The sequence below is a fragment of the Pseudoalteromonas sp. MSK9-3 genome, from assembly GCF_003590335.1.
Classification (GTDB): domain Bacteria; phylum Pseudomonadota; class Gammaproteobacteria; order Enterobacterales; family Alteromonadaceae; genus Pseudoalteromonas.
Window position 1 is genome coordinate 11,291 of record NZ_MIET01000036.1, and the last position, 26,561, is coordinate 37,851.

The following is a 26,561-nucleotide window of genomic DNA, read 5'->3' on the forward strand; positions in this document are numbered from 1 at the left end:
GCATCATCACTGTTACCCCATCGCAACCAACACTTTACGGTCCCCTTTAAACGGTTTCCTGCCGTGTGCGACCAGCCAGTTATCAAGTAGTAGTACGTCTCCCGCAACCCAGTCAAATTTAACTTCCTCTTTGAGATATGCCAGACGGATCGCTTCCACTGTATCATCATCAATTGCACTCCCATCACCATAACTCGTAGAGTATGGAAATTCAGCAAGCGATAAATCTTCTTGCATTCTCGCTTTAACATCTGGGCACAACGTATTTGTATGCCAAAACGAAATATGATTAAACCAAACATTTTCACCGCTTACAGGGTGAGCATGCACGGCCTTTCTCACTTGTTCGGTTACCACTTTATCTGCTGCTAATTGAGTAACTTTAAGATCTACTTTTTCTCCATAGGCCTTAATCTCTTCAATGTCATCCATCCCGAATGCTTTCTCAACGCTTGGGCCATATCCATTGCCATAGTTTCTGCGTAACAACCAGCCATCGCGTTTTTCGAATTTGGATGCAATCTCACTACCAATGCGATTAAGTACTTTACGAACATCAACTAACTGGGTTTGCCCCCCTTCATCAGGGGCATCTAAGCAACAAAATGCTAATTTGTTAGGTGGTTCAGTAACATATGACAACTCATTGTGTAAGGAGATCTCTTGGTCTGCTGGGAATTCTGTTGCAGTATACACACCTTTAGCGAGCTTAGTTCTCGGTGTTGCCCCCTCCACATATTTTGCTGTCTCTTTAATACCTTGGGCAACAAATGCCTGAAAGTCTTCTTCACTATGAATATTAAAACCTCTGAACAGTACAGCACCAAAATCAGCTAAATCCTTTAATACCTGCTGCTCATTCTGATTGTACCATGTTGGTAAATCAACGTTAGGTACATGACATTTATATACGATTGGCAAAGTCGGCGACTCATCTAAAAAGACCCTAGAAACCACCGAACTCTTTGATGTTTTCGTTTCCGAGCTTTTGTTTCGCCACTTGTTAAAACTCATGCTACGTTTCCTTCAATTGGGAATTGTTTTTTATTTTTCACAGGCTTAAATTTACGCTTAGCCGAACGTAACTTACTACGAGCATGTTGATCTAGTTGTGCTTTAACCATAGTTAACGTTAAACTTGACTGCTCACCCAATATCAACAGCTCAATCACTTTTTCTAATTTTGTAAGCTCTGTTTGATTAAATGTACTGCCGTTTAACGACCAAACACCACTCACTAATTGCGAATTTATATTCGTAATTAACAAACTGACTGGACATTTATTTACTGTCAAATCGCCTTGTGACTCTTTTATTAAGTTGTTCAAATTGAAATCTAATCGGTAGTCAAATATGTTTTTCAATGTCACTCGATGGAATTTATTATATTCCTGAGTGATCCATTTTTGATCTACAAAACCATTTTCCAAATCATGATGTAACTTATCCAATGTTTCAATCATATTAGTTTGCACAGTGCCACTGTTATCAAACTGATTAAAAATAAAACCAGACGATGAACCAGCTATTGGCAAGCCGGAAACGGTGTTTAACACACATGTACTTTCTAAATGAATTGCTAAGGCCATATTAAAAATAACTGAAAAAGCTGAGGCCGTAGAAACATTATACTGACATGCTAATGTCTCTAATGCAATAGATACTTGTTTGTCTAATAAAAAATCACGCGTGAGCATTCCCTCTCCAATATGCTGACTTTTGCTCATAATATGTTCGGGAGTTGGAAAACCTTTAATCTCTTTTTGCCAAAAAGCAGATTGCTCACTCAGTCTCTTTTTATCAATTTTTCCATTGCTAAGCAATGGCATACGATCGACAACAACACAATTTTTAGGCCGTAAATAAGTAGGCGAAGCATCTTTAACCAATTTTTCGAGTCGACTAAGTTGCCCTTGCATATCGTCATGATTATTAATGAAACTTGCATACACAGTACCTTCATACACAACAACTTGACGAACCGCTTTGTTTGATGACACTGCCGCTTCTAACTCTAAACTTTCACGAGTCACACTGCGATCTTTATAATCGATAATCGATAATGTGCCATTGTTCAGCTGCCGAACCTGTAATTCACTATCATACAAGCCTTTACCTGATACCCCCGAAGTATAAAGATGCCCAACAGCGCCCTGTGGTACAGGTGCTGCATTTTTGTATAGAACTTTAGTCTGATCATTGTCGCAAATATGGCCTAAATTTATGGGCTCTCCAGTAACGACTTGTCCAGCACTAATGTAAGTCACCATGTCAACATTGAGTACCGTATTAACGGGGTAAAGTGCGCTCCACTGCCACACTAAGTTTTGGCACCCATGCTCAGCTACCACAGATACCTGTTCAAGACTATAATCATTGCGACAGGGCAACTCTGCCAATAGAGAGGGTGTTAACGTCACATGACTGATTTCTTTAGAGATTAATACATCTCTCAATGCATATTGATTATCATGTAGTACTAATTTGGCACCTGCCGTTAGACCACTGAGCCACTCTGTGACACACAGACTTGAGGAAGTGGGTAAAATCAACAAAGAAGACTCATCAGTCAGGGCCATACTTTTTTGTTGTCTCAATATTTGCGCACATACCGAGCCATGACTAACCTGAGTACCATTGCCACAGCCACTTTCAATAGCAGGATCTCCCTCACTCAAAATCACTTCACTAAAGTCTAAATCATCGTCGTCATATTCAACATAAAGAGACTCATCTATAATTAAACTCGTTTTATTGCATGCCTTAGCAAGCTTATTTGCATGAATCAACATATTACCAGAGCGTAAACACTTATGCTGCTCTGACAGTGTTTCATACTGTTTTAGTTCATGATAAGCATATACCCCACCGGCCTTTAACACAGCTAATAATACCACATAGCATTGAATATTCTGCTCTAAACAGACATCAACCGTTTGACCGCTAATTAAGCCTTGGGCGATTAAGTATCTTGCTAATCGATTGGCTTTGCCGTTGAGCTGCTGATAACTGATCAATTCATCGTTATCTTGAATTGCAATTGCTTCCTGCTTCGAGTGCGCCACTTGCTCAAACAGTTCATTCACTGAATCTAAGCCACTATTTAAATTCTGCTTATTTAAAGCTTTAACGTTAGGAGACAGTGCAATATGTTCTATATCCATATCCACGCTTTTTGATAACTGCTTTAAAACCAAATCAAAGCTTTCAGACAACCCTTTGATTGTCTGTATATCAAATAAGTCCGTCGAATAGGTTAAGTTAAGCCACATCCCCGCGTCATCTTCCTCCGCGACCATTTGAAGATCATATTTCGTTAGCGAGTTTTCACCCATGACCGGATAGGTATCCAAGTCAGCAAGCTTAAATTCTGATTGTTCTGTATTTTGCAATGTGAACATTATTTGAAATAACGGACTATGGCTAAGTTCTCTAGGGATTTTTAATTTATCAACTAATGAATCAAACGGAATATCCTGATTATCAAAGGCCGATAAGGTGTTTTGTCGATTTCTCGATAATAAAGAAGAGAAACTCTCACCTTCTTCCCACTGACTACGGTACATCATGCTATTGATAAAATAGCCAATCATTGGCGCAACTTGAGGATGAGCCCGACCTGCAATTGGACTCCCGATGACCACATCTCGAGTCTGACTCCAACGCCCAATCAACACAGAAAAAGCACTATACAACAACATAAACAAAGTTGACTGATTGGCTTTGGCTATCGACTTCAAATCATTCATCGTCTCATTACCAATAAACCATGAGTATGTGTCACCGGCAAATTTTTGATGCTGCTCTCTAGGCCGGTCAAATGGTAGGGAATGACAATACGGCGCACCTGCTAACATCTCCTTCCAAAAAACCAACTGCTCGGAGATCTTTTCATCTGTATAATGGTTCCGTTGCCAATGTGCGTAGTCACAATATTGAATATCAATCGGTGGCAACGTGTTTGGCAGCTTTTTACAATAGCTATCATACAAGGTAATAAATTCACCAATCATAACCGCCTGAGACCATGCATCTGACGCTATATGATGAAGCGTAAACAACAACACATGGTCGTGATCAGAGCGTTTCAGTACTTTTGCCTTCAACATTAAATCAGATTGTAAATTGAAGACTTGGTTCATCTCTTTGGCAGACCACTGCTGTACTTGGGCTCTCTGATCCATTTCTGAGTATTCACTCAAGTCAATAAGTGGCAACTCCATATGCTGCAATGACTGCACCAATTGACGCACTTCACCTTCTTTCTCAATATACACTGTTCGCAGCACTTCATGCCGTTCGATTAATACATTCAATGCCCATTGTACTGCCGCTAAGTTAATGTCGCCTTTTAAGCCAAACGCAGCATGAATATTATATTGGCTACTACCCCCTTCTAGCTGATCTATGAACCAGAGTCCTTGCTGCGCAAAAGACAAAGGCAGTACCGCTTTTTTATCAACCGGCATAATGCGTGTTTTATCGTGTGCTTGCTGCTTCTCCTGCTCTTGTTTTTGTAAATAGGAGCTAATTTCATTTTTATTGTTTCTTATCAATGACTTTAAACTTTCTGGAAACTCGCCTTCCTCGCTAATATAAGCCAGCTGCGAACCTTTGAGATAAAGTACAATATTACAAGCTTCTGCATGTGCGATAATTTGTTGTGGTGAATTCATTAAAATGTTCCTTCTTCTACAGCTTTACCCGCTTCTAATAATTGCGCTTTCTTACTCTCAACTTGAGTATCTTCCAGCTCTATTGCCACTTTTTTAGCTAACTGTTTAATCACTGGTTGTTCAAAAAATTCCGAGATAGATACAACAGACTCTCCGACTGAAAAAGTTTTCCTCACTTCACTAATTACGCGTGTCACAACTAAAGAGTCGCCTCCGAGGTCAAAAAAGTTATCTTCGATGCCTATTTGTTCAATACCCAAAACATCTTGCCAGATAGCGACCAACTTTTGCTCTATCTCATTGCTTGGTTCAACATAATCACTGTCAAGTTCAGGTCGTTCATACAACGTTTGTTGTGACTCGCTAGGTGCTTTGTCAACCCACTGTTTTAAGCGACTATCCAACGCGCCGGTTGAGTGAACTAATTGCGGATAGTACGACATAGAAAGCAACTGGCTAAAAGCTGTCTCACCTTCTTCGGGGGTCATTGAAAAGCCGATATTATGCGCGGCTTCACCTGAAAAGTCCCAGCCATCCCAGTTAACACTAATCCATCGCTCATCTTCTTGAATATGTTTGTTTTGTACAAACGCATCCATATAAATATTTGCTGCTGCATACGCACTGAAACCCAATCCACCGAGCACTGATGACAACGAAGACATCAGTAGGCAAAAGTCGACGCTTCGATTACGCAATAACTTGTCCAGTACCATAACACCCGCGACCTTTGAACTATATTGTTGTTCAAAGTCCTGCACCGTTGTTTCAACTAAAGCAGTCATTGACCCATGTAGCTGACCTGCAGCATGAATAATACCGCTGACCTCGCCAAAATCACGTTCAATCGTATTGAATACGGCTTCCATTTGTGCCAATTCCGCTGAATCCGCAGCCATTACTGAAACTTGAGCCCCTCTCGATTCTATCTGTTGAATCTGATTTATACGCTCACAGACCTTTGACTCTGGTTGACTTTGTATTAAGCCCCTCCACTCACTCCGTTGCGGAAACTCCGAACGACCCACGAGCACTAATTTAGGGTTGCTTACCGTTTTACTAATATACCCCGCGAGCAGTAAACCTATGTTACCCAACCCACCAGTGATCAAATAGACGCCATTATCTTTAAGCGTATGTGCCGCTGGCGCATCAGCTGCAATGTGAGTTTGTTCATATTGCTTCTCCCAATACTGTGAGCCTCTCAATGCAGCCGTTGTACTGCGCTGTATTGACATAAGTTCAGTAGATAGCCTCTTACCTAAACGAGTCAGATACGTATCACCCCGATGTGGTTGCAGTTGAATATCAATATGACGACATGATAGATCAGGGTATTCTTGCGGCGCCACCTTACATAAACTGGTAATGGTTGCTTGCCCCGGGTTTATCAACTCCTCCCCAGTTACACTTTCAATCTCATTGGTAATACAATCCACCGCAATATCAGTACTCAGGTCGGCTTTAACTATTGCCTTCATAAAATACAAAGCACTTAAGGCCCCGTTTTTCTGCGTACTCCAAAAACTATCCATATCATCTGAAGGGTTCTGCGCACCAGACGATATGCTCGTTAGGTGTACTAAACGAGTCAGCGGAGTACGCGTATTCACGGCATCAAGTAATGTGTAATGCTCCGCCTCTTGGCTCATATCAAAAGTGTAATTGTTCTCACCAAGGTAACTGAATTTATCACTCGGATACGCGCATACCACCGTATGACCGAGTGCATGTAAATGTGCCGATAGCTGCTCTGCAACGCCTTCAGCATCCATGATGAGTAGCCAAGATTTTAATGCTGTATCGAGCTGCATTTTCCCCTGTTTAACCGCCGCTTTTTGTTTCCATGTCGGCACTGACCACCACGTATCTGAAGGTAGTTTGGCATTCGGATTGCTAACTCGGGTAGTTGGTAATACGCTTCCCGCCTCTATCCAATAACGTGTTTTTTCAAATGGGTAGGTAGGTAAAGGGACTCGACGTCCGCGCTGACCCAAATTGAATGCATCCCAATTAACATTAATACCATTACTCCACAGTTTGCCTATCGTATCTTGTAGGTTAACGACATCACAAGTCGACTCATTCGGATGTCGTGTCGTGTTTACGATGACATGTTCCCGCGCCTGTGCGCTCTTGCGCGCTAATGTAGATAAACTTCTACCAGGTCCAACTTCAATCATGACCTTCGCAGAACATAAATCTTCATCGTCAGACAAAATCGTCTCAATTCCATCCGCAAATAGTACTGTGCCTCTTAAGTGATTTGCCCAATAATGCGGATCCTGAGCTTGGTCGGCCGTAATAAACTGACCCGTAAGGTTTGACACATAACGCATGACGGGTGCGTGCAACGCTACACCTTTAATCACTTGTAAGAACTCATCTAAAATGACATCCATCATTTTTGAATGAAATGCGTGCGAAGTATGTAATGGGCGATAGCTAATATCGCGCTCATCCAGTAGTTTCTCTAAATGTGTCAAATCTTCTTTGCTACCCGATGCAACACAGTTATTAGCAGAATTTACTCCGGCCATACATGTGCCAGTCATAACCAGCAGCGGACGTAAATGCTCTGCAGCCATCGATATGGATAACATGCTGCCTGGCGCAGCTTGTTGCATGAGCTGCCCTCTTGCACTCACCAACTTCAACGCATCATCAAGTGAAAATACACCCGCCAAGCACGCTGCAACATATTCCCCGATACTATGTCCTATCATCGCATCGGGTTCGATACCCCAAGACTGTAGTAGCTTCGCCAAGCTATACTCGATTGTAAATAACGCGGGTTGAGTGATATGCGTTTGATTTAATAAAGTCTGCGCCATATCCGTGGCCACTGAACCATTCTCACTCGGATAAATAATCGCTTCTAAAGATTCTCCTGATAATAATGCTAAGCGCTGTGCACATTGGTCAAATTGTGCTTTAAACGTTGGCTCATTGATATAAAGTTGCTTCGCCATATCTACATATTGCGACCCTTGTCCAGGAAACATGAATATAATTGAGCGGTTGTCACCTTCATTTCTCACAACCTTTGGATTGTCTTTTAATTGACTAATTGCATCCTCTATCGACTGACAAGACACATGAGTACTGTATTCATACTGTGTTCTGCCAACCTGCAATGTGTATGCAATGTCGTGCATACTCACACTACGCTCTGCTTGCTGCTCTAAATGATGGACTAAATTGTGACATGCCGTTTTGACTGCCGTAGGAGATTTTGCCGAAATAGGTATCAGCCAGGTATCTCGTGGTGAGGTACTCGGTGCAACCTCTGGGGCCTGCTCCATAATCACATGCGCATTTGTGCCTCCAATTCCAAAAGAGCTAATACCAGCGCGTCTTACTGCATTCTCTTCACATTCCCACGTTTTCAAGTCCTTGTTAATATAAAAAGGTGTCTTCTCAAAATTTATCTGAGTATTACTTTGTGTAAAGTTAATGCTAGGTGGGATCAGCTTATTTTTCATTGCTTCAACCACTTTAATCATGCCAGCAGTACCTGCAGCAACATCTAAGTGACCAATATTCGCCTTTACTGACCCCAATGCACAATAACTTTTCTGTTGTGTTTTATAGGCTTTTTGCAAAGCCTTAACTTCAATAGGGTCACCTATTTTAGTCCCTGTTCCATGCGCTTCAAGATACTGAATTGACTCTGCATCAACATTGGCATTGTCCATCGCCTTTTTAATTACCGCCGTTTGTCCCGAAATGCTCGGCGCCATATAGCCAACTTTCTGAGCCGCATCATTATTTACTGCGGTCCCTTTGATCACAGCATGAATCGTATCTTGATCTGCCAGTGCTTTATCTAAGCGTTTCAGTAAAAGTACGCACCCACCACTGCCACCGCGAGTACCCGATGCATTCACATCAAAAGGTCGACAATGCCCATCAGATGAATTTACGCCCCCTTCAACATAAGAGTAACCATCTGGTTTTAATGACGCTAAGCGCGCACCACCAGCCAATGCCATATCACACTCATTAAGCAGTAAGCTATTACATGCTTGATGTACATTAACCAGTGAAGAGGAGCAAGCTGATAATACATTTAAACTCGGCCCCGTTAAGTTCAATTTATATGACAATTTTGTGGCTAAGAAGCCTGCACTCGTGCTAGAAACCAGGCTCTGCGCTGCTCCACCAACTACATCTGGGTTGGAAATTAGATTCTCGATTAAATAGGCACTGTCCGTCACACCAACAAAGACACCCACATCCTTCGGCTGTGACCTGTCTCCATACCCTGAGTGTTCTAACGCATCAGAAGCAACTTCCAGCATAAGTCGGTGCTGCGGATCTAATAACTCAGCCTCTCGTGGTGTAAAGTCAAAATGTTTCGCATCAAAATCGGCAATATTATCTAACACGTCCATCGATTTCACGTAATGTGGATCTTGAAGTACGAGAGGATCAACGCCCGCAGCCTTTAATTCTTCATCACTGAAAAACTGTATTGATTCTTCTCCTGAGCGAATATTTTCCCAAAATTTATCGACATTATCAGCCCCTGGGAATCGCCCTGCCATACCAATGACAGCTATATCGGTATTGCCTAACTCAGCTGTTCTTGCTGATTTAGACAGTAACGCTTCCTCTTCTGCTGCGCCATCATCTGATAAGAATTGCGATAAACTGTGTATCGTTGGATATTCAAATATATCAGTGAGCTCAACTTCTAAGTCCAAACGTTCCTGTATGACTTTTTGCAAAGTAATACTCAATAAAGAGTTGCCACCAATTTCAAAGAAATTACTATTCGTTGACACTTTTTCTAGCTCTAGTAACTCACACCAAATAGCCATTAGTGTTTTTTCTATATCATTTTTAGCGCTAACAAAAACCTCATTACGCACAACATCCCCTGGATATGGCAATGCACTTTTATCCATTTTACCATTGGCAGTTAAAGGCCATTCATCCACCAAGATAAGGAAGCTCGGTACCATATAGTCTGGGAGCTGTTTTCCTAATGCCACTTTAATGTCAGCAACCAATATATCCCGCTGATCTGTTTTTGTATCGTGCTGTGCTTTAACATAGCCCACTAATTGCTGTGAACCTGCCACTTTATGTGTTGTGACAAGTGCTGAATTCACCAGTGCTAACTTTTCTAATTGTGCTTCAACCTCGCCAAGCTCGATTCTAAAGCCCCGGACTTTCACCTGATCGTCAGAACGGCCTATAAATTCAAGGTTGCCGTCTGGCAAATAGCGTACTAAATCCCCCGTTTTATATAAATGAGTTGAGCTATTTGTGGTGTTTTCATCGTAAAACGGGTTAGTAATGAAGCGTTCGGCTGTCAAATCAGGGCGATTTAGATAACCACGTGCTAATCCATTTCCGCCAATATGAAGTTCGCCGATACCACCATATGGCACCAGCATATTATTGTGCATGACAAATAATGATTTACCTGGCAGAGCTTTACCAATACTGACATCATCACGGCAGTTGAGCGATGCAACCGTACTCCACACCGTCGCTTCCGTTGGACCATATTCGTTAAATAACACAACTTGTTGATTAGCAAACTTTTGGTAATGCTTTTCAACCACATTCTTTGAACAACTTTCCCCGGCAACAATTGCCCCTTTCAATGCTGGTAGTGTGGTACTGTCGACTTCATTAAGTATCAAGTCGTAGAAGCTCGGCACCATCAATAGATGACTGATTTCATGTGTTTTTAGTTGGTTTACAATATATGAGGTATCACCCTTGCTATGTGTGCTCAGTAAACATAGCTTTGCACCGCCACATAAAGTGGAAAAAATACCTGCAACTGAACTATCAAATGACATCGAGGAAATCAGCAAAAAGCTCGTGAACTCAGGGTATGTTTCATATCGGCATTCAGTCGAATAGACCAGTGATTCATGTTCAATCATGACCCCTTTAGGCTGACCTGTTGAACCTGACGTGTAAATAACATATGCCAAATTAGATGCGGTTAAATTTATCGTGCTTGGTAACATGTTTTCTTTCGGGTATTGCGTGAATACATGCGTAACATGAGCAGCTTCAACTTCTCCCAAATTATCCAATGATACAATCGTCCCTTGAAAATCGGATAACACATCCTGCACTTGAGATTGACACAATACTAAGTTTAATTGGGCATCTTCCAGCATGTAATTCAAACGTGATTGAGGATAGTCAGGATCTAACGGCACATAAGCACCACCAGCTTTTAAAACTCCCAGAATACCAATGACCATTTCAACCGAGCGTTCAGCACATAAACCAATGAAAGTGTCAGGTGTTATACTATGATTAGCGTGGATATAATGCGCCAATTGATTCGCTTTTTCGTTCAATTGTTTATACGTTAATTGCTGGTCCTCAAACACAACAGCAATATTCTCTGGGTTCTCTTGCGCCTGGTGTTCAAACAATTCATGAATACATTTACCTGTTGAGTAGTTCATTTCATTGTCATTTAAATCATGTATCAAATGGCGCGTTTGCGCTGCTGATAGCATAGGCACTGTCTGTGGTGATTGAGTTGATGGAGTTTGGCTCAACCCTGTTAATAACGTGCACAGATGCTCATTCAACTCTTTAATATGTTGCTCTGTAAATAAGCTAACATCATATGTCCATCGCAGCCCAACGCCCTCATCACTGATATTTAAGTCAATATCGAGGTCAAATTTGACCTGAATAAGATCAGACGCATTGGCGCTTAACTCCACATTAGGCAATTGAAATGAATCAATGCCATTTTCACCATCGATACCATAGCTGGTACTCGTGGTCATCATTATCTGAAACAGCGGATTATATGCTTTACTCCTTGGGACTTTAATATGATCGATCAACTGTTCAAAAGGCACGTCCTGATTTGATTGTGCATCTAGGTGCACCTGCTTAATGTGTGAAAAGAAGTCAGTCAGTGAATTATGTTCAGTACTAGCCCTGAGTACTAACGTATTAACAAAGAAGCCAATCAAAGGCTCCAATTGTGTTTGCAACCTATTGGCGACTGGTGTGCCGATCACAATATCATGGGTATTACTATGGCGAGACAGTAATAAAGAAAGTGCGCCATGCAATAGCATGAATGGCGTCAACTGATAGTCTTGAGCGACAGACATAAGCTGCTTTGCAATATGACTCGGTAATGCGCCTCTTACCACCGATGCCGCTTGCTGTTTATTAACTGGACGAGCGTGATCAAGCGGTAATGAATGAACCGCAGGAACCTCATCTAGCTGCTTTTCCCAATACCCTAACTGCTTTTCTAACACCTCTCCTTCTAGGTATTCACGCTGCCACTGAGCATAATCGGCATATTGAATATCAAGCGCTGGTAATGGGTTATCTTGATTTAAATAGTAAGCATGATACAGAGTCAAAAACTCTTTTGTTAACACCTCTACTGACCAGCCATCTGAAGCAATATGGTGCATATTAAATAGTAATACCCCGGATTGCTCTGTTTTCTTCAAATAACAGACTCGTAGCATTAAGTCACTTTCAAGATTGAATGGTGTCGTAATATCTGCATCAATAAGTGCTTGTATCGCGTGATCTTGAGTCTCACCCGTGAGATGGGTTAAATCTTCTTGCTGAATACTAAAACTCGCCTCAGCCATATTCTGAACTTGCTGTAATATTTGTCCGTCTTCTTTAAGGTAGACAGTACGTAGCACTTCATGTCGTTCGATAATGGTACTGAACACAGCATTTAGCAGCGTGTTATCAAGCGTTCCTTTGACATCGAAAGCCATTGGCATATTATATTCTGGCGATCCACTTTGAAGGTTATCAATAAACCACAAGCGTTGCTGAGCAAATGACACCTTTGCTTTGCCCGTCGGTCGGTCAAACGCCTTGATCTGGTCAACCTCAGTTTGTTCACTGTACATCTCAGCCAATTGTATAAGGTAATCAACCAAAACTGCCTTGTTATTTTTGATTAAATCACGCAGCTCACTGGTGATAGCCCCTTTTGGCGCTTTTGCTTTAAGTTGATTATTATCGTCTAAATAAAGATCAATATCCGACATCGCTAATGTATTAATTATATTTTTTGCATTCATTTTAAAACTCGACCTCTTCCATTTCACTTTCAACACGTTGCGTTAAACGTTCTTTTAATTGTTGTTTTGTTATTATCACATCACACAGCTGTGCCAATTCTTTTATATAAGGCGTGTCATACAGTACTTTTAAATCTAACGACAAGCCGAATTCGCTTTGAATATGACTAAATAGTCGAACCATCAACAATGAATGGCCTCCTAAGTCAAAAAAGCTTGCTGTTGTGCTAATTTTACTCGTCTCTAAGTTAAGTAACTCTGCCCAAATCGCGACAAGCGCTTTCTCAGTGTCTGTTTCTGGTGCCGTATATATACCTTCGTGTGGACTCCCTTGTGGTTCGGGTAGCGCTTTTTTATCTACTTTACCATTGGGTGTTAATGGCCACTCATCCACAATCACAATTGCGTTCGGCACCATATAATCTGGTAAACGTTGCATCAACGCAGACTTAATCTGGGAGGCATAATCATCAGTTAACACATCCCCCTGCATATGGCTATGCAGTTTTACATACCCACTCAATAGCGGTTGCCCATCCACGTATTGCATCATTGCGAAAGCTGAATCAACCCACTCTAATTGCGCAAGCTGTGCTTCAACTTCACCGATTTCAATTCTAAAACCACGTATTTTCACTTGGTCATCTGCTCGACAAATAAATTCTAAATTGCCATCTGATATATACCGAACCATATCCCCACTTCGATAAATACGTTCCGATTTACCAGATTCAGTTGTAAAAGTGGTGAACTTTTCTTCTGTCAAATCTGAGCGATTCAGATAACCTCGTGTCACCCCGTCACCCGCAATGCATAATTCACCTATAACACCGATAGGTGCTTGAATACCGTTATTAAGCACGTAGAGCTGAGTATTTTTTATTGGTCGACCTATTAATACACTCGCACTACACTGTGCCAAATCACGTACATCACTGACGGAATAAGTTGTACAACCAACCACCGTTTCCGTTGGTCCATATTCATTAATATATGTCGTATTTGGTAGGCATTCACCTTGCCATTTGTTTACTATGGCTGTTGTTAGCTGTTCACCACCAATCACAATGCTATGTGCATGCAGACATGGTGTCTCATTGGTGAAAAATGGGAATAAACCATCTAAATGCGTTGGCGTTATTTTAAACATCCAACTATCGCCTTGCTCAAATAGGTACCAAGATAACAACTCGAAGGTGCGCAGCATGTCCTCAGGCAAAACCACCAGCTCTTTACCCGATACTAACGGTGTTAATAAACTTGTCACCGTTGCATCAAAGCTCAGTGGAGAGCTCACTACAGCCCCTTTATGGCCCGGCTGCCAATATTTCTTCGCATGACATAAATAATTAACAACACCTCGATGCTCAACTAATACACCTTTTGGTTTGCCAGTTGATCCTGATGTATAAATAACATATGCCAAGTGGTTTGACGTTAACGCTTGGGCTTTGCGATTCAAATTGTTTACTGGTAAATGGCCAAACATTGAATTTTCGCTAGCCTGTGTAGTACACAAGTCATCAATTTCAATCACTTGTGCGCTAAACTCTCGGTGAAGCGCGCTAAAAGCCGATTGAGTCAATATCAAATGGACATCAGCATCCTCAACCATAAACTTTAAGCGTTCTAACGGGTAACTTGGATCAAGCGGCACATACGCCCCACCCGCTTTTAAAATAGCCAACACCCCAACCACCATTTCCAATGATCGTTCAACACTCAACCCAATTAGAGTGTCGGGTGTAACTTGATGATCAGTGACTAAAGCATGTGCTAATTGATTGGCTTTTTCATTCAACTCATTATAAGTAAATTTAATGCCCTCAAACACCACTGCAATATGGCTAGGGTTGGCTCTCACTTGTTCTTCAAACAATTCATGGATACACATATCTTTTGCGTAATCACTGTGCGTCTCGTTCAGCGTATGCGTTAGGTGTTCCACTTCATTTTTCGGTAAAATCGATATTGCAGTCAGAGGCACATTTTGCTCAGCTTCTAAGCTTAGTAATAGACCGGTCAGTGCATGTATAAAATAGTCATGCAACATTTCAGCACTGGTACCATTGGCTGTTTGAATTGAAATATTAAAGCCACCAGATGCATCATAGTCATCAATATTAATGAATACAGCATAGTTATTTCTTTCTTGTGCCCCTAATATGTTGCATCCACTAATGATCTCATTCTCGCCTTGCATCTCATGAGAATGACGATAGTTTAAGACTGAGTTAAATAACCCTGAACCTAAAGGCGTTAGGTTAAGTACAGACGATAATGGCGTTTGCTCAACTTCAATCAGTTCCTGCAGGTTGACCGAAACTTGTTCTACAACGTCTTTAACATTTTGTCCGGCAACGGATACTCGAAGTGGCAGAGTATTAATGGCCATGCCCATTGTTCTTTGGCTGCTGGCATAATTGTTTAGCCTACCGGACAATACCGTACCAAACGCAATATCAGTGTTATTCGTACATTGCGATGCCACTAAAGACCAAGCCGTATGCAAAATCGATGAAACATTTTGCCCAATACGCTTTGATACATTACGCAGCATGGTTGCTGTAGAAGGTTTTACATTTTTACTAAACGTTTGTTCGTCACCCTCTATTTTTGAACTAAATAACTCTGTCTTATCTTCTAAACCTGCCAGTTTATCTTGGAAATATGTCACCCCTTGGTTTTCACTGTTTTTCATCTTTGCATAGGCAACAACGTTCCGATATGGGGTGGGCGAAAGCAGCAGTTCACTTTGTTGCCCCATAATCGCGGTTAACTCTTCAACTAAAATATCTAAACCGATATGATCAATGATTAAATGATGGTGCTCAACCAATACGATATATTCCGCTTTTTCCTCACATTTACCCACTTTCAGTTTAAGCAGTGATCCTTCTTGCAAGCACATTCTGGATTCGAGGTAACTTTCTAATTGTGCACGACCAGCTTCAATAGAGTCATATTCATCCAGCGTTAAATGTCTGATTTCAAGCTCACATTCTTTCAACACAACTTGAGTTGGTTCTGGTAAGTCTTCCCAGAAAAAAGTAGTTCTCAATGTATCATGTCGGTTTACCAGCGCCCTCATTGCATCAATAAACCGCTCGAGTACCGCTTTATCATGCAATTGTAAGGTAAACGATGAAAGGTATAAGTCTTCTTCTTTATCCATAATATGGTGGAAAAGCATACCCTCTTGTAACGGACTAAGTGAATAAATATCACTAACGTTACCCATCCCCCCAGGTACCTTACTAATCAATTGAGAAAGCTGAGATTCTGAAAGTTCGACCATGTTCAACTGCTCTACCGTTATAGCATTTCCCGATGAATCGATTGTATTTTTTGGTGGAACGAAGCACTCAACTTGATCATCATACCTTCGCATTTTATTCGCTAACGCTTGCAAAGAAATCGGCAACAAAATATCGCTTATATTTAAGAAGTACCCCGCCCGCTTAAGTTTTGATTGAACTTTTAATGCCAATAACGAATGCCCGCCTAATTCATAAAAACCACTTGTCACACTGACATTATTGGCCTCTAATTTTAGCTCATTAGCAATGGTATCCACCAATGCATGCTCAACATCGCTCTCAGGAGCTTGATACGTCGTTAATAAGAAGTGGCTGTCTATTGATGGCAGTGCTTTTTTGTCTATTTTGCCATTGAGTGTCAATGGCCACTCACCAACCACCATGATCACCGTAGGTATCATATAATCCGGTAATTGCGTTAATAGGCTTTGTTTTAACTGTGTGACTAACTCTAAGCGCTCGGTATCATCAAGCTCAGCACTTGACTTAATATACCCAACTAGCTGCTGACTGCCCGCCAACGCCTTCGCCATTACCAACGCTGAATCTACCCCAGAATGCGCCGATAACAGAGTTTCAACTTCTCCCAACTCTACTCTAAAGCCTCGTATCTTCACCTGATCATCAACACGGCCTATAAACTCCAAATTATCGTCAGATAAGTAACGTACTAAATCTCCAGTTCGGTATAATCGTTCCGAGCTATTCGGTTTACCCTGATCGTAATACGGATTGTCGATAAAGCTCTTTGATGTCAACTCTGGACGATTAAGGTACCCTCGGGCTAGCCCATCTCCTCCTATATATAACTCACCCACAATCCCCTTGGGAGTCAACTCTTTCTCATGATCCAGTACAAACAAACTGACATTACGTAAATTATTACCAATGTGAATATGAGATCCCTTTAGCTCCCCTACTGTCGCGCATACTGAGGCTTCAGAGGGGCCATAGGCATTAAATAGCCGATAGCTTTTACCCCAAGTATTAATGATATCATCAGCACATTGCTCTCCGGCGACAATCAGTGCTTTTAATGATAGATCACGTCGAAATTGGCTCGACATCAAAAATGCAGGGGGTAACGTAGCATGCGTAATTTTCTGCTCAAATATAAATTCAAGCAGGAGCTCACTGTTTAGTCGCATCTCTTGATTTGCTATCACGAGCGCCGCACCAAAATTCAGTGCCATCAACCACTCCCAAGTCGCAGCGTCAAAACTAATCGACGCAAAATGCAGCACCCTACTGTTGGAAGATACACCGAACAACATCGCTTGATTCAAGGATAAATTAACCGCACCTTGATGCTGTAGTAACACCCCTTTAGGTCGACCTGTCGAGCCTGAAGTATATATCACATATGCTAAATGAGATGACGTCAGCGCGAGTGATGATTTCGCTATATTTTTGATACTCTGGTCTTTATAAGAAGATTTATCATCAAGATGAATAACTTGAGTTGCGTAACCGCTTAATACTTCACTCACTTGTGCATGACTCACTATTATTGTCAGTCCCGCATCTTCTACCATATAGTCTAACCGCTCTTTCGGATAGCTAGGGTCTAATGGTACATACGCACCACCAGCTTTAAGTATTCCCAGTATCCCTATTATCATCTCTAGTGAACGCTCAACACATAACCCAATCAATGTATCAGGGGTCACTCCCTGCTGCTCAACTAAGTAGTGTGCCAATTGATTTGCCCGTTCATTAAGCTCCCTGTAAGTCAAAGTCTCATTGTCAAATATCGCCGCAATATTATCCGGATTATCCTGTGCATGCTGCTCAAATAATTCATGAATACACTTGTCCTTCGGATAATCCATTTCAGTATCGTTGTGTGCATATATTAGATGATTCATTTCATCATCAGACAGTAATGCTATCTGTGATAACGGCTGTTCGCTCGATTCAATATCTACAATCCCTTGTAACATAGTGACAAAGTGCGCAGACATACCCTGTATGAAACAAGGTTCAAATAGCGTGTTTGCATAATGCCACTGGCAAATAACTTCACCACGATTTTCAATACAATTTAAATGTAGTTCTATATCTGTCTTTTTATAATTCGGCTCTAAAATATCGATGTTCATACGACCTAGAGTCGTTATACTCGACTCAAATGCTGAGTAAGTAAACAAAGTTTGCGACACTAAATCTCCTGATATGGACGCAGTATTTACAATATCATTAAGAGGCAGGTCTTTATGTTCCATAACCTCACTCAGCATATCTTGATAACGCTGCATATTATTTGAAAAAGATACGTGACCATCCACTTGAAACCTAATTGGCAGCGTATTAACAAAGTAACCAACCAATGACTGTAGTTGTGCATCATCACGATTCGCCACTGGCGTCCCAATAACCACATCTTGCTGCTGACTATACCTTGATAGCAACACCGTAAAAGCAAACTGAAACAACGTATACATAGTCATATTGTACTTACTACACATTTTTTTCAATTTGCAAATTAACTGCTCATCTAATGTAGTACTCATTGTCTCGGCAATCAGGGAAGCATTAGCCTCTTTAGTCATACAACTCAAATTTAACGGCCCAGACACATCATTCAAGTAAGTAGACCAAAATGCTCGATCTGCATCAGCAGACGGGTGGTTAAGGTAATAATTTTGCCATTGACTAAAATGCCCATACTCATGCTGTAAGCTTGGTAAACTGTATGTTTTTCCAGACTCCAGCGCACTATAAATAACATTCAGTTCTTGGTTAATAAGTTCTAATGACCACCCATCTGTTGCAATATGATGGCATTTAATGAATAGGTAATGCTCCGTATCGCCTTTACTGGCAACATGCGCTTTAAGCATCACATCTGATGCCAGATCAAATTCATGAGCTTGGAAGTTAGCAATCAGCGTATCTAACGCTGCTTGGCTATTGTTATTTATATGAATCACACTAGATTCAACAGCAAATGAATAATCGTCCAAACATACTGACGCTATCACGCCATCTTTTTCTTGGTAAGTCGTTCGCAATTGTTTATGACGTTGAATAAGCACCGCAAAAGCCTCATTTAATGCTTTAAAATCCAACCGACCGTCCAGGCGCAAAATACGGAAAAAGCAATAAGGTTGACCAGGTGTGACCTGATCTAACAGCCACATCTGACGCTGACCTTTTGAAATAATAGTGCCATCATCAACGGGCTGAGAGAACATTACAGATTTTTCATTTTGTAATTCTAGTCCCGACAATATTTCTATGATCTTTGACTTATTTTCCTTAATGAAATTTACTTGCTCTAGTTGCAAGACATCTTTTGGTGCATTGACTTTCAACTGGTTGTTATCAACGCTCAACATCACTTGATTATTCAGACAATAATCTAAAAAGGTACTAATATTCATAACTAAATTGCTCTTTTTTTTAGGCGGTAGCTAAGCTAGGTAAATGCGTCGGCTCACTTTGGCGTATCGCGAATTGCTCAACTTCTTTCACCGCGCCCGATTCCATTTTTATGACCTTATCGGCACAATCGAAGTACCTATCATCATGTGTGATGGCAACAACCAGCTTTCCTGCTGATCTCAGCTCTGGCAGCACTTCGGTATAAAAGAAATCTTTAAACTCAGGGTCTTGATCCGCAGCCCATTCATCAAAAATATAAATATCTTTGTCTTCCATCAAAGCCACAAGTAAAGCTAAGCGACGTCTTTGACCATCAGACAGTTTAGTGGTTGTGAATATATTACCAATGAGCTCAGTTTTTCCGGTCAGTTTAAACATATCCAAGTAGCGTTTTACTTTATCTTGGTCAATATCATCTGTGGGTATATAGAGCTTCTTAAATAAATGATAATTCGAAAAAATAACCCCAACACGCTCTCTTACTGCCATCAAATTCGTTTCTGTTATCGCGGTGTCATCAAATTGCACACTGCCTTGTGTTGGACGATAATGGAATGAAATAAGCTTACTTAATGTTGATTTCCCAGAACCATTACCACCGACAATAAAGTAAATATGACCTTTTTCGAACTCCAAACTAATGGGTTTAATCGCAAATGTTTCTTCTAATTCATCTGACTTATATTGATATTGCACATTTAAAAGAGATAGCGTTTGCCATTCATCTTTAACCGCATCAGCCTTGTTTAAACTATAAACCTCTGGCTCAAGCGTTTGTAATTGATGAATTCGCTCTAATGACACCTGTGCAATTTTTAGTGTTTGCATCATTGATAATATGCCTGCAATTGGCCCTGTAATATACAGCAATGCCATTACCACTCCGAAAGCGCTTGTACCTGAACTTAATAAATCACTTGGTAAAAGAAATACCACTCCCCCAATGACAAAAAAACAAATCATTTCACTGGCATTGCCTGCTAAATGGATAACCGCATCACCTTTCTTTTCTTTATTAGTCGAACTACTCAATGGTGCTGCAATCTCTTCCGCCAGAAACTTTCTGCCTTTGCTATGACTTAATTTCATTTCATAAGCACCAAAAATAAGTCCTCGGATACCTTCTTGTAAGATGTCTTTATCTTCACGAGAGCGAGTGTAGAGCCCTTTTGCAAATAACACTGGTAATTGAAATAACAACACACCAAATACTATCGCCACGCAAATAAAAGCAAACACCTGCAAATTTAGATAGGCTAAATAAGTGAGCATACCTAACACTGTCACAAAGGAGACGATCATCATAGGTATAGCAACGGCTGCATCTGTAATACGATTGACATCGTCAACTACGATCGTCAGTATTTTTGAAAAACCGATACGCTCAACGGTATCAACACCAAGCGCTTGTATTCGCTCTGCAACTTTTAACTTTAAATCGGCAGACGCAGACTTTGCAATATTATTCACAAATATTACCGATGTCACTTTCGTCAATAATATCGCAGCAACAAATGCAAAAAAGCCAGTGGAACCATCTTCCAAAATAACATATCCAGACACTTCCAGTTGTCCGTTTTCTAGTCCACTCAAAATAAAAGGAATAATCAAACTATAGAGTGCGCCCGATAACATCCCAAGGACCACGGCAAATATCAGTTGTCGCGGAGAAAAGTTATATAGCAACCTACTAAGTGAAGTTAGCTCTTTATTTTTATTCATTGTTTTGTGCCTTATTAAAATATCAGCTCTTCGCTATTTGAATCATTTACAATTGTCGCTTGGAGTAATTGCAGCTTGTTTTTATCGCGCTCAGAATCTATTTTCATCGCACACAATCGAATGGTTGGTGCGGTAAAAAATGCTGAAATTGATAAACTCACTTGAAAAACGTCATTCGCTTTGGCAACTAACTTACTCGCCAACAAAGAGTGCCCGCCTAATTCAAAGAAATTATCTTCCACTGAAATAGAATCAAGCTCAAACAAGTCACACCATAGATTTTGCATCGTTTTCTCTGTCGGCGTTGCCGGTGCAATATAAACACTTTTCAACTGCGGAATAGGTAACGATTTACGATCAATTTTCCCGTTGGCATTAAGCGGTAATGCATCCAGTTGGCTAAACAATGTCGGCCTCATTGAGACTGGTAAATGCTCAGTTAACTGCGCTTTGATTTGTGCCAAAGCGTCTTCACCGTCTACTCCGTGCTTAATACTGTAATACAGTACCAATAAAACATCGGTGTCATTCATCAATTGAGGATGCACAACACAGTGGGTTACTACACTTATGTCATTAACGCAGTTTTCGATTTCACCTAATTCGATTCTCACGCCTCTTAAACTGATCTGATTATCTAACCGGCCTAAGAACTCATAGTGACCATCCAAATGGCATTTTACTCGGTCACCCGTTTTGTATACGCGTTGCGCTGTGCTTTCATCATAAGTGAAGTGTTTATCCGTTTGCTGCTTGTTGCCAACATAGGCGGCTGCTAATGACAGTCCTGCCACATACAACTCACCACTTAACCCTTTAGGTTGTATCGCACCAAACTGGTTCATTACCAAGTAATTCACATTGGGATGAGGCTGACCAATACAGTAATTTAATGCTGGGACCGACGTTGGATCATAGCTACTGCTCACCACCGATGACTCCGTCATACCATATAAAACCCGAACTTCGACACCTTCACGCCAAGCGTGTATTTTTTTCAAAAGAGTGTCTGGTACGGGCTCACCGCCAACCAATAACAACCTCAAATCAGGGTAACAGTTATCACCATAGGCTTTCACTTCATCGATCCAAGGCCCCATTAGGCTCGGCACAGCATGCAATACTGACACCTGCTGTGTTTTTTCAATCAGTTGAGGCAATAAAGATACGTCATCTCGAGTAATAATCTCAATTTTCCCGCCACTTAATAATGGCACCAAAATTTCAAGCAATGACACACCAAAAGCTTGTGAGCCAATCGTTGGCATCGTGTCATTTTGATTAAAGTTAAATACTTGTTTATTTGCATGTAGTGAATAATAGATACTGCTATGCGGTACAGCGACTCCTTTAGGCACTCCAGTTGAGCCTGATGTATATAGCACGTAAGCAATGTCTTCTTCAGTCAATACCGGGTAAGCGACTTTAACTTCACTTTTTTGTAATTGCGCCACCGTCACAACCTCAAAAGGCGACTGCGACTTATTAATTGGAAAATGCCCATCTTGCGTCACTACACATGCCAATTCCGCATTTTGACAGATCTGCGCTACGCGTGCCTGCGGATAACTTGGATCAAGCGGTACATAGGTATAACCAGCACGCATAATAGCCAACATAGCGACCACCATATCGATGGATTTTTCCATGTAAACACCAATTCTGCTTTTGGGGGCATAATGAGTGTCCAGAAAATGGCTTGCAGCTCGAGAAATTCGATCCACCAACTGTCCATAAGTTAACTGCTCCGAATAATGGCTAATCGCTACTCTGTTTGCATAATCGCTTGCTTGTTCTGTGATCAACTCCGGTAAACTCTTAAAAACGGGGAACCGATTCGGTTCAATGATCTCAGCTGTTGCATCATGCTTAAAGTGAATACTTGAGAAAGCCATAGTCGGAGACGCAATGAGCTGCGCAATAAAATGCTCTAGATAACGCGCTAAATGCTGAACCCAATCATCACTAAATAAGTGCGTATTGTATTCCCATACAAACTCCAGCTGTTCGCCTTTTGTATAAATATGAATCGAGAAGTCGAACTTAGACACGTCCTGGTCATTATCCATGAGTTCTACTTGGCAGCCATCAAGACCAAATTGCTCTAATGCATTGTCTTGTGCAACTAACATAATTTGCACCAAAGGCAGATGGTTGGCTTGACGCTCTACATTGGCAAGTTCAACGATTTGCTCAAAAGGAACATATTGATACTGCTTAGCATTTCTCACTAACTTTTGACACTGAGTCACTGCGGTGGATAAGCTATCTTCCGCACTGAATTGGAATCTAAAAGGCAGCGTATTCGCAAACATACCCACCGTATTAGCAACATTCTCGCTACTACGATTCCCATAAACAGAGCCAAATACAATATCTTGGCTATCACTCATTCTTGATAAGTAACACGCAAATACCGATTGTAATAGAGAAAAACTAGACACGCCTTGTTCTTTCGCACATTGCTTCAACTGACTCGATAGGTCTGTATTTATCGTTTGCTTCCATCGCTTCCCTTGCACACTCAGTGTGGTAGGTCTAGGGTACTGTATTGGAAAGTTATGACAGCTTGACACGCCTTCCAATAGCGCCTGCCAATATGTAACACCTTCTTTTGCATGATCAGACGTTAAGTACGCCTGTTGCCAATCGCTGAAATCTGCATACTGCGCAACTCGATTAACCGTGCTACATGTTTGTGCATATTCAGCTGCGAGGGTCTGTAAAATCACCTTTGCAGAGAAGCCATCAGCGGCAATATGGTGAATATTAATGCTCAATACATAATAAGTGTCTAGTTCATAAACATGCACGCGAATCGGCCACTCTTTTGATAAATCAAAGCGATAATTTGCTTCACATTTCAGCGCCTCTACCAAAGATGCTTCATCACACAGTTTGGAGTGGGGTAAAACAAAATCATGCTGCGACTGAATATGCTGCGTCTCTTCTGGCTTGCTATATACCGTTCTTAATACGTCATTGTTCGCAATTAATCGATTAAATGCATGTTGCAGCTTTTCCAATTGCAGTGAGCCCGTAATTTTATACGCCACGGGTAAGTTATAATATGGCTGTTCTGCAAGTGACTCTAATAGATACATACTTTTTTGATGGCTTGTCATTTGTGCACTATAGGCGTGTGCTCGGGTGCATATTGCGACATCAAACACATTGCTTTTTTCACCACTTAAACCGATAATTTCATGCTTATACGTTTTAAGCGCTTGTATCTCTGAACTCGATAAAGCATCAACATGGCCTTCTAACACAAGCTGCCCATCTTGGCATTGCAAAGTAACGCCTTTTAGTGCCAATATTTCCAATAATTCCGCTAGTCTCATAATACTAACTGCCCCGCACTCGCAGTACTTTGTTGCTTACCCGCATGCAAGTTAGCCATACTTTGCTTAAGTGATACATGATCAGCCATAGCGCGAATACTATGATGCTCTAACAAATCTCGTTCAACCAAATCTAGGGCGTCAAAAATGCGACCAACCTCTGCCGCAATCTCTATTGCATTGATTGAGTCGCCACCCAATTGATAAAATGCCGCAGTAACAGAAGCCTGCTCTAATGCTAAGTGTTTACACCATACTTGATGTATGGTTTCCTCAATTACAGTGGCTGGTTGTACTATTTCAGCCATTTCAATGGTCGCATCTACACTAAACAAAGCTGGCATCGTATCATTTTGCCAATTTTCCTTAGCTTGCTTGCGCTGAATTTTCCCACTTGACGTCATTGGAATTGAATACGGTTTCAATAAAACCACTTCAGTTACTTGCACTTCACATTGCTGATAGACATGAGTACGAATACTGTCTGTCACTGCTTTATAATCCGCTTTTCTAAAGGCTTCTCGAGTTAACTCTGTCACTAGCACCAACTCTTCTTCACCCGCTTTCTCGACAGAAAATGCAGCACTATAACCGCTGCGTACAGCGTCATGCGCTTCACTTGCTGCATGTTCAATATCCTGGGGGTAATAGTTTTTCCCTTGGAAAATAACCAAGTCCTTATGGCGACCCGTTATATATAGCTGCTGATCTTGTAGTACTCCCAAATCACCCGTTCTCAGGTAAACAGGCTTACTTTGTTCACCATTGAGTTGGGTATAACTTTGTGCAAATACCTGCGCGGAAATATCCTCCAGTTTCCAATACCCTGACGCAACACTTGGACCTGCGAACCATACCTCACCGACCTCACCTTCTGGCAATTGCATTTTTGTATTGGGGTCAACCACACACACATGATGATCTTGCTCAGCATAACCACAGCTCACTAACTCACTTGTCAACACGGTGTGATTTTCATCAACTAAGTCTAATTTAAACGAACCAAGTGATGCTTTATCGCATACCAACATAGGGGGCTGATGATCTCGTGTCACACCAGTTATGAATACCGTTGCCTCCGCCATCCCATAACCTGGGTAAAAACCTTGGCCATCAAAACCACACTGTTCAAAACGTACTGAAAAGTCTCGTAATGTATCAGCATTCACTGGCTCGGCCGCATTATAAGCCACTTTCCATGATGACAAATCTAAATTATCTAGCGCTGAGTCTGATATTTTTTTAGTACAGAGGTTATAAGCAAAGTTAGGCGCACCACACATGGTGCCTTTGTAATCATGGATGGCTTGTAACCAGTTGATCGGTTCTCTTACAAACGTCGCTGGAGACATTAAAGTTGAGCTTGTTCCCAAGTATACAGGCCACAAAATGGCGGTCACTAAACCTAGATCATGAAACAGCGGTAACCAATTTACAAATATATCTTCATGTGTCGCACTGGCAGTATTCGTTAGGTGCGTCACATTTCCAATAATATTCTTATGGGAAATCATAACCCCTTTTGGTGCTCCTGTAGAACCAGACGTATACTGTAAAAAGGCAACTTGCTCTAACTCAAGTTCACTACTTTTATACCGTTCACCTAATGGTAAGATGTCTACTGCTATTGGCTGTACTTGCGCTTGTAATGCACTATCATGTGCAAAACATTCATTAATTTTATCCATTTCACTTGAGATAGTCAGTGCGACTTTTGCATCACAGCTTTGTGCTACCTTCGTAATTCTATCTACTTTATTGCTCTTGCTGGGCGGGTATAGAGGAACCGCTATAATACCCGCGGCTAAACATGCATAGAAAGTAACGACATAATCTAACCCTGACGGAAACAAAAGTAATACACACTCGCCAGGTTGTGCTCTTAGTCTAATTTGCTCGGCTCTTAACTGCACAGCCTCCCACAACTGGCTATGACTTAAACTGACTGGTGTTAAATCTTTATCACTTAAAAAACGAAAAGCAATGTCATGTGGCTTATCGAGACTGTTTTTTTCAAGAAAATCTATAATCGTGTACTTCATGTTA

Annotated in this window: 7 protein-coding genes; all 7 read right to left on the minus strand. The window is 41.2% G+C overall.

Translation table 11 applies throughout. The annotated features are described in order from the left end of the window. Nucleotides 1–12: 12 nt before the first annotated feature. The 7 genes from BGP78_RS17275 to BGP78_RS17305 are packed head-to-tail and all read right to left on the minus strand — an operon-like array spanning nucleotide 13 to nucleotide 26,557. Nucleotides 13–1,014, minus strand: a complete 1,002-nt coding sequence (locus BGP78_RS17275; RefSeq protein ID WP_119862551.1) for a TauD/TfdA family dioxygenase — start codon at nucleotides 1,012–1,014, stop codon at nucleotides 13–15. Continuing rightward, nucleotides 1,011–4,676, minus strand: coding sequence for a condensation domain-containing protein (locus BGP78_RS17280; protein ID WP_119862552.1), 3,666 nt, complete (start codon nucleotides 4,674–4,676; stop codon nucleotides 1,011–1,013). Before BGP78_RS17280 ends, BGP78_RS17275 begins: the two co-directional genes overlap by 4 nt. Beyond that, on the minus strand, nucleotides 4,676–12,742 hold the full coding sequence (locus BGP78_RS17285; protein ID WP_119862553.1) for a non-ribosomal peptide synthetase/type I polyketide synthase: 8,067 nt from the start codon (nucleotides 12,740–12,742) through the stop codon (nucleotides 4,676–4,678). The genes BGP78_RS17280 and BGP78_RS17285 overlap by 1 nt, the downstream gene beginning before the upstream one ends. A 1-nt stretch (nucleotide 12,743) precedes the next feature. After that, nucleotides 12,744–19,448: a non-ribosomal peptide synthetase gene (locus BGP78_RS17290; protein ID WP_119862554.1), complete on the minus strand. Its 6,705-nt coding sequence runs from the start codon at nucleotides 19,446–19,448 to the stop codon at nucleotides 12,744–12,746. 19 nt (nucleotides 19,449–19,467) lie between these two features. Next, nucleotides 19,468–21,171: a cyclic peptide export ABC transporter gene (locus BGP78_RS17295; protein ID WP_119862555.1), complete on the minus strand. Its 1,704-nt coding sequence runs from the start codon at nucleotides 21,169–21,171 to the stop codon at nucleotides 19,468–19,470. A 14-nt stretch (nucleotides 21,172–21,185) separates the two neighbouring features. Continuing rightward, on the minus strand, nucleotides 21,186–24,515 hold the full coding sequence (locus BGP78_RS17300; protein WP_119862556.1) for a non-ribosomal peptide synthetase: 3,330 nt from the start codon (nucleotides 24,513–24,515) through the stop codon (nucleotides 21,186–21,188). Beyond that, nucleotides 24,512–26,557, minus strand: a complete 2,046-nt coding sequence (locus tag BGP78_RS17305) for an AMP-binding protein (protein ID WP_119862557.1) — start codon at nucleotides 26,555–26,557, stop codon at nucleotides 24,512–24,514. The genes BGP78_RS17300 and BGP78_RS17305 overlap by 4 nt, the downstream gene beginning before the upstream one ends. Nucleotides 26,558–26,561 lie beyond the last annotated feature (4 nt).

Coding starts and splice junctions, on each gene's coding strand:
- BGP78_RS17275 (WP_119862551.1), bottom strand. CDS start 1,014: ATGAGTTTTAACAAGTGGCGAAACAAAAGCTCGGAAACGAAAACATCA.
- BGP78_RS17280 (WP_119862552.1), bottom strand. CDS start 4,676: ATGAATTCACCACAACAAATTATCGCACATGCAGAAGCTTGTAATATT.
- BGP78_RS17285 (WP_119862553.1), bottom strand. CDS start 12,742: ATGAATGCAAAAAATATAATTAATACATTAGCGATGTCGGATATTGAT.
- BGP78_RS17290 (WP_119862554.1), bottom strand. CDS start 19,448: ATGAATATTAGTACCTTTTTAGATTATTGTCTGAATAATCAAGTGATG.
- BGP78_RS17295 (WP_119862555.1), bottom strand. CDS start 21,171: ATGAATAAAAATAAAGAGCTAACTTCACTTAGTAGGTTGCTATATAAC.
- BGP78_RS17300 (WP_119862556.1), bottom strand. CDS start 24,515: ATGAGACTAGCGGAATTATTGGAAATATTGGCACTAAAAGGCGTTACT.
- BGP78_RS17305 (WP_119862557.1), bottom strand. CDS start 26,557: ATGAAGTACACGATTATAGATTTTCTTGAAAAAAACAGTCTCGATAAG.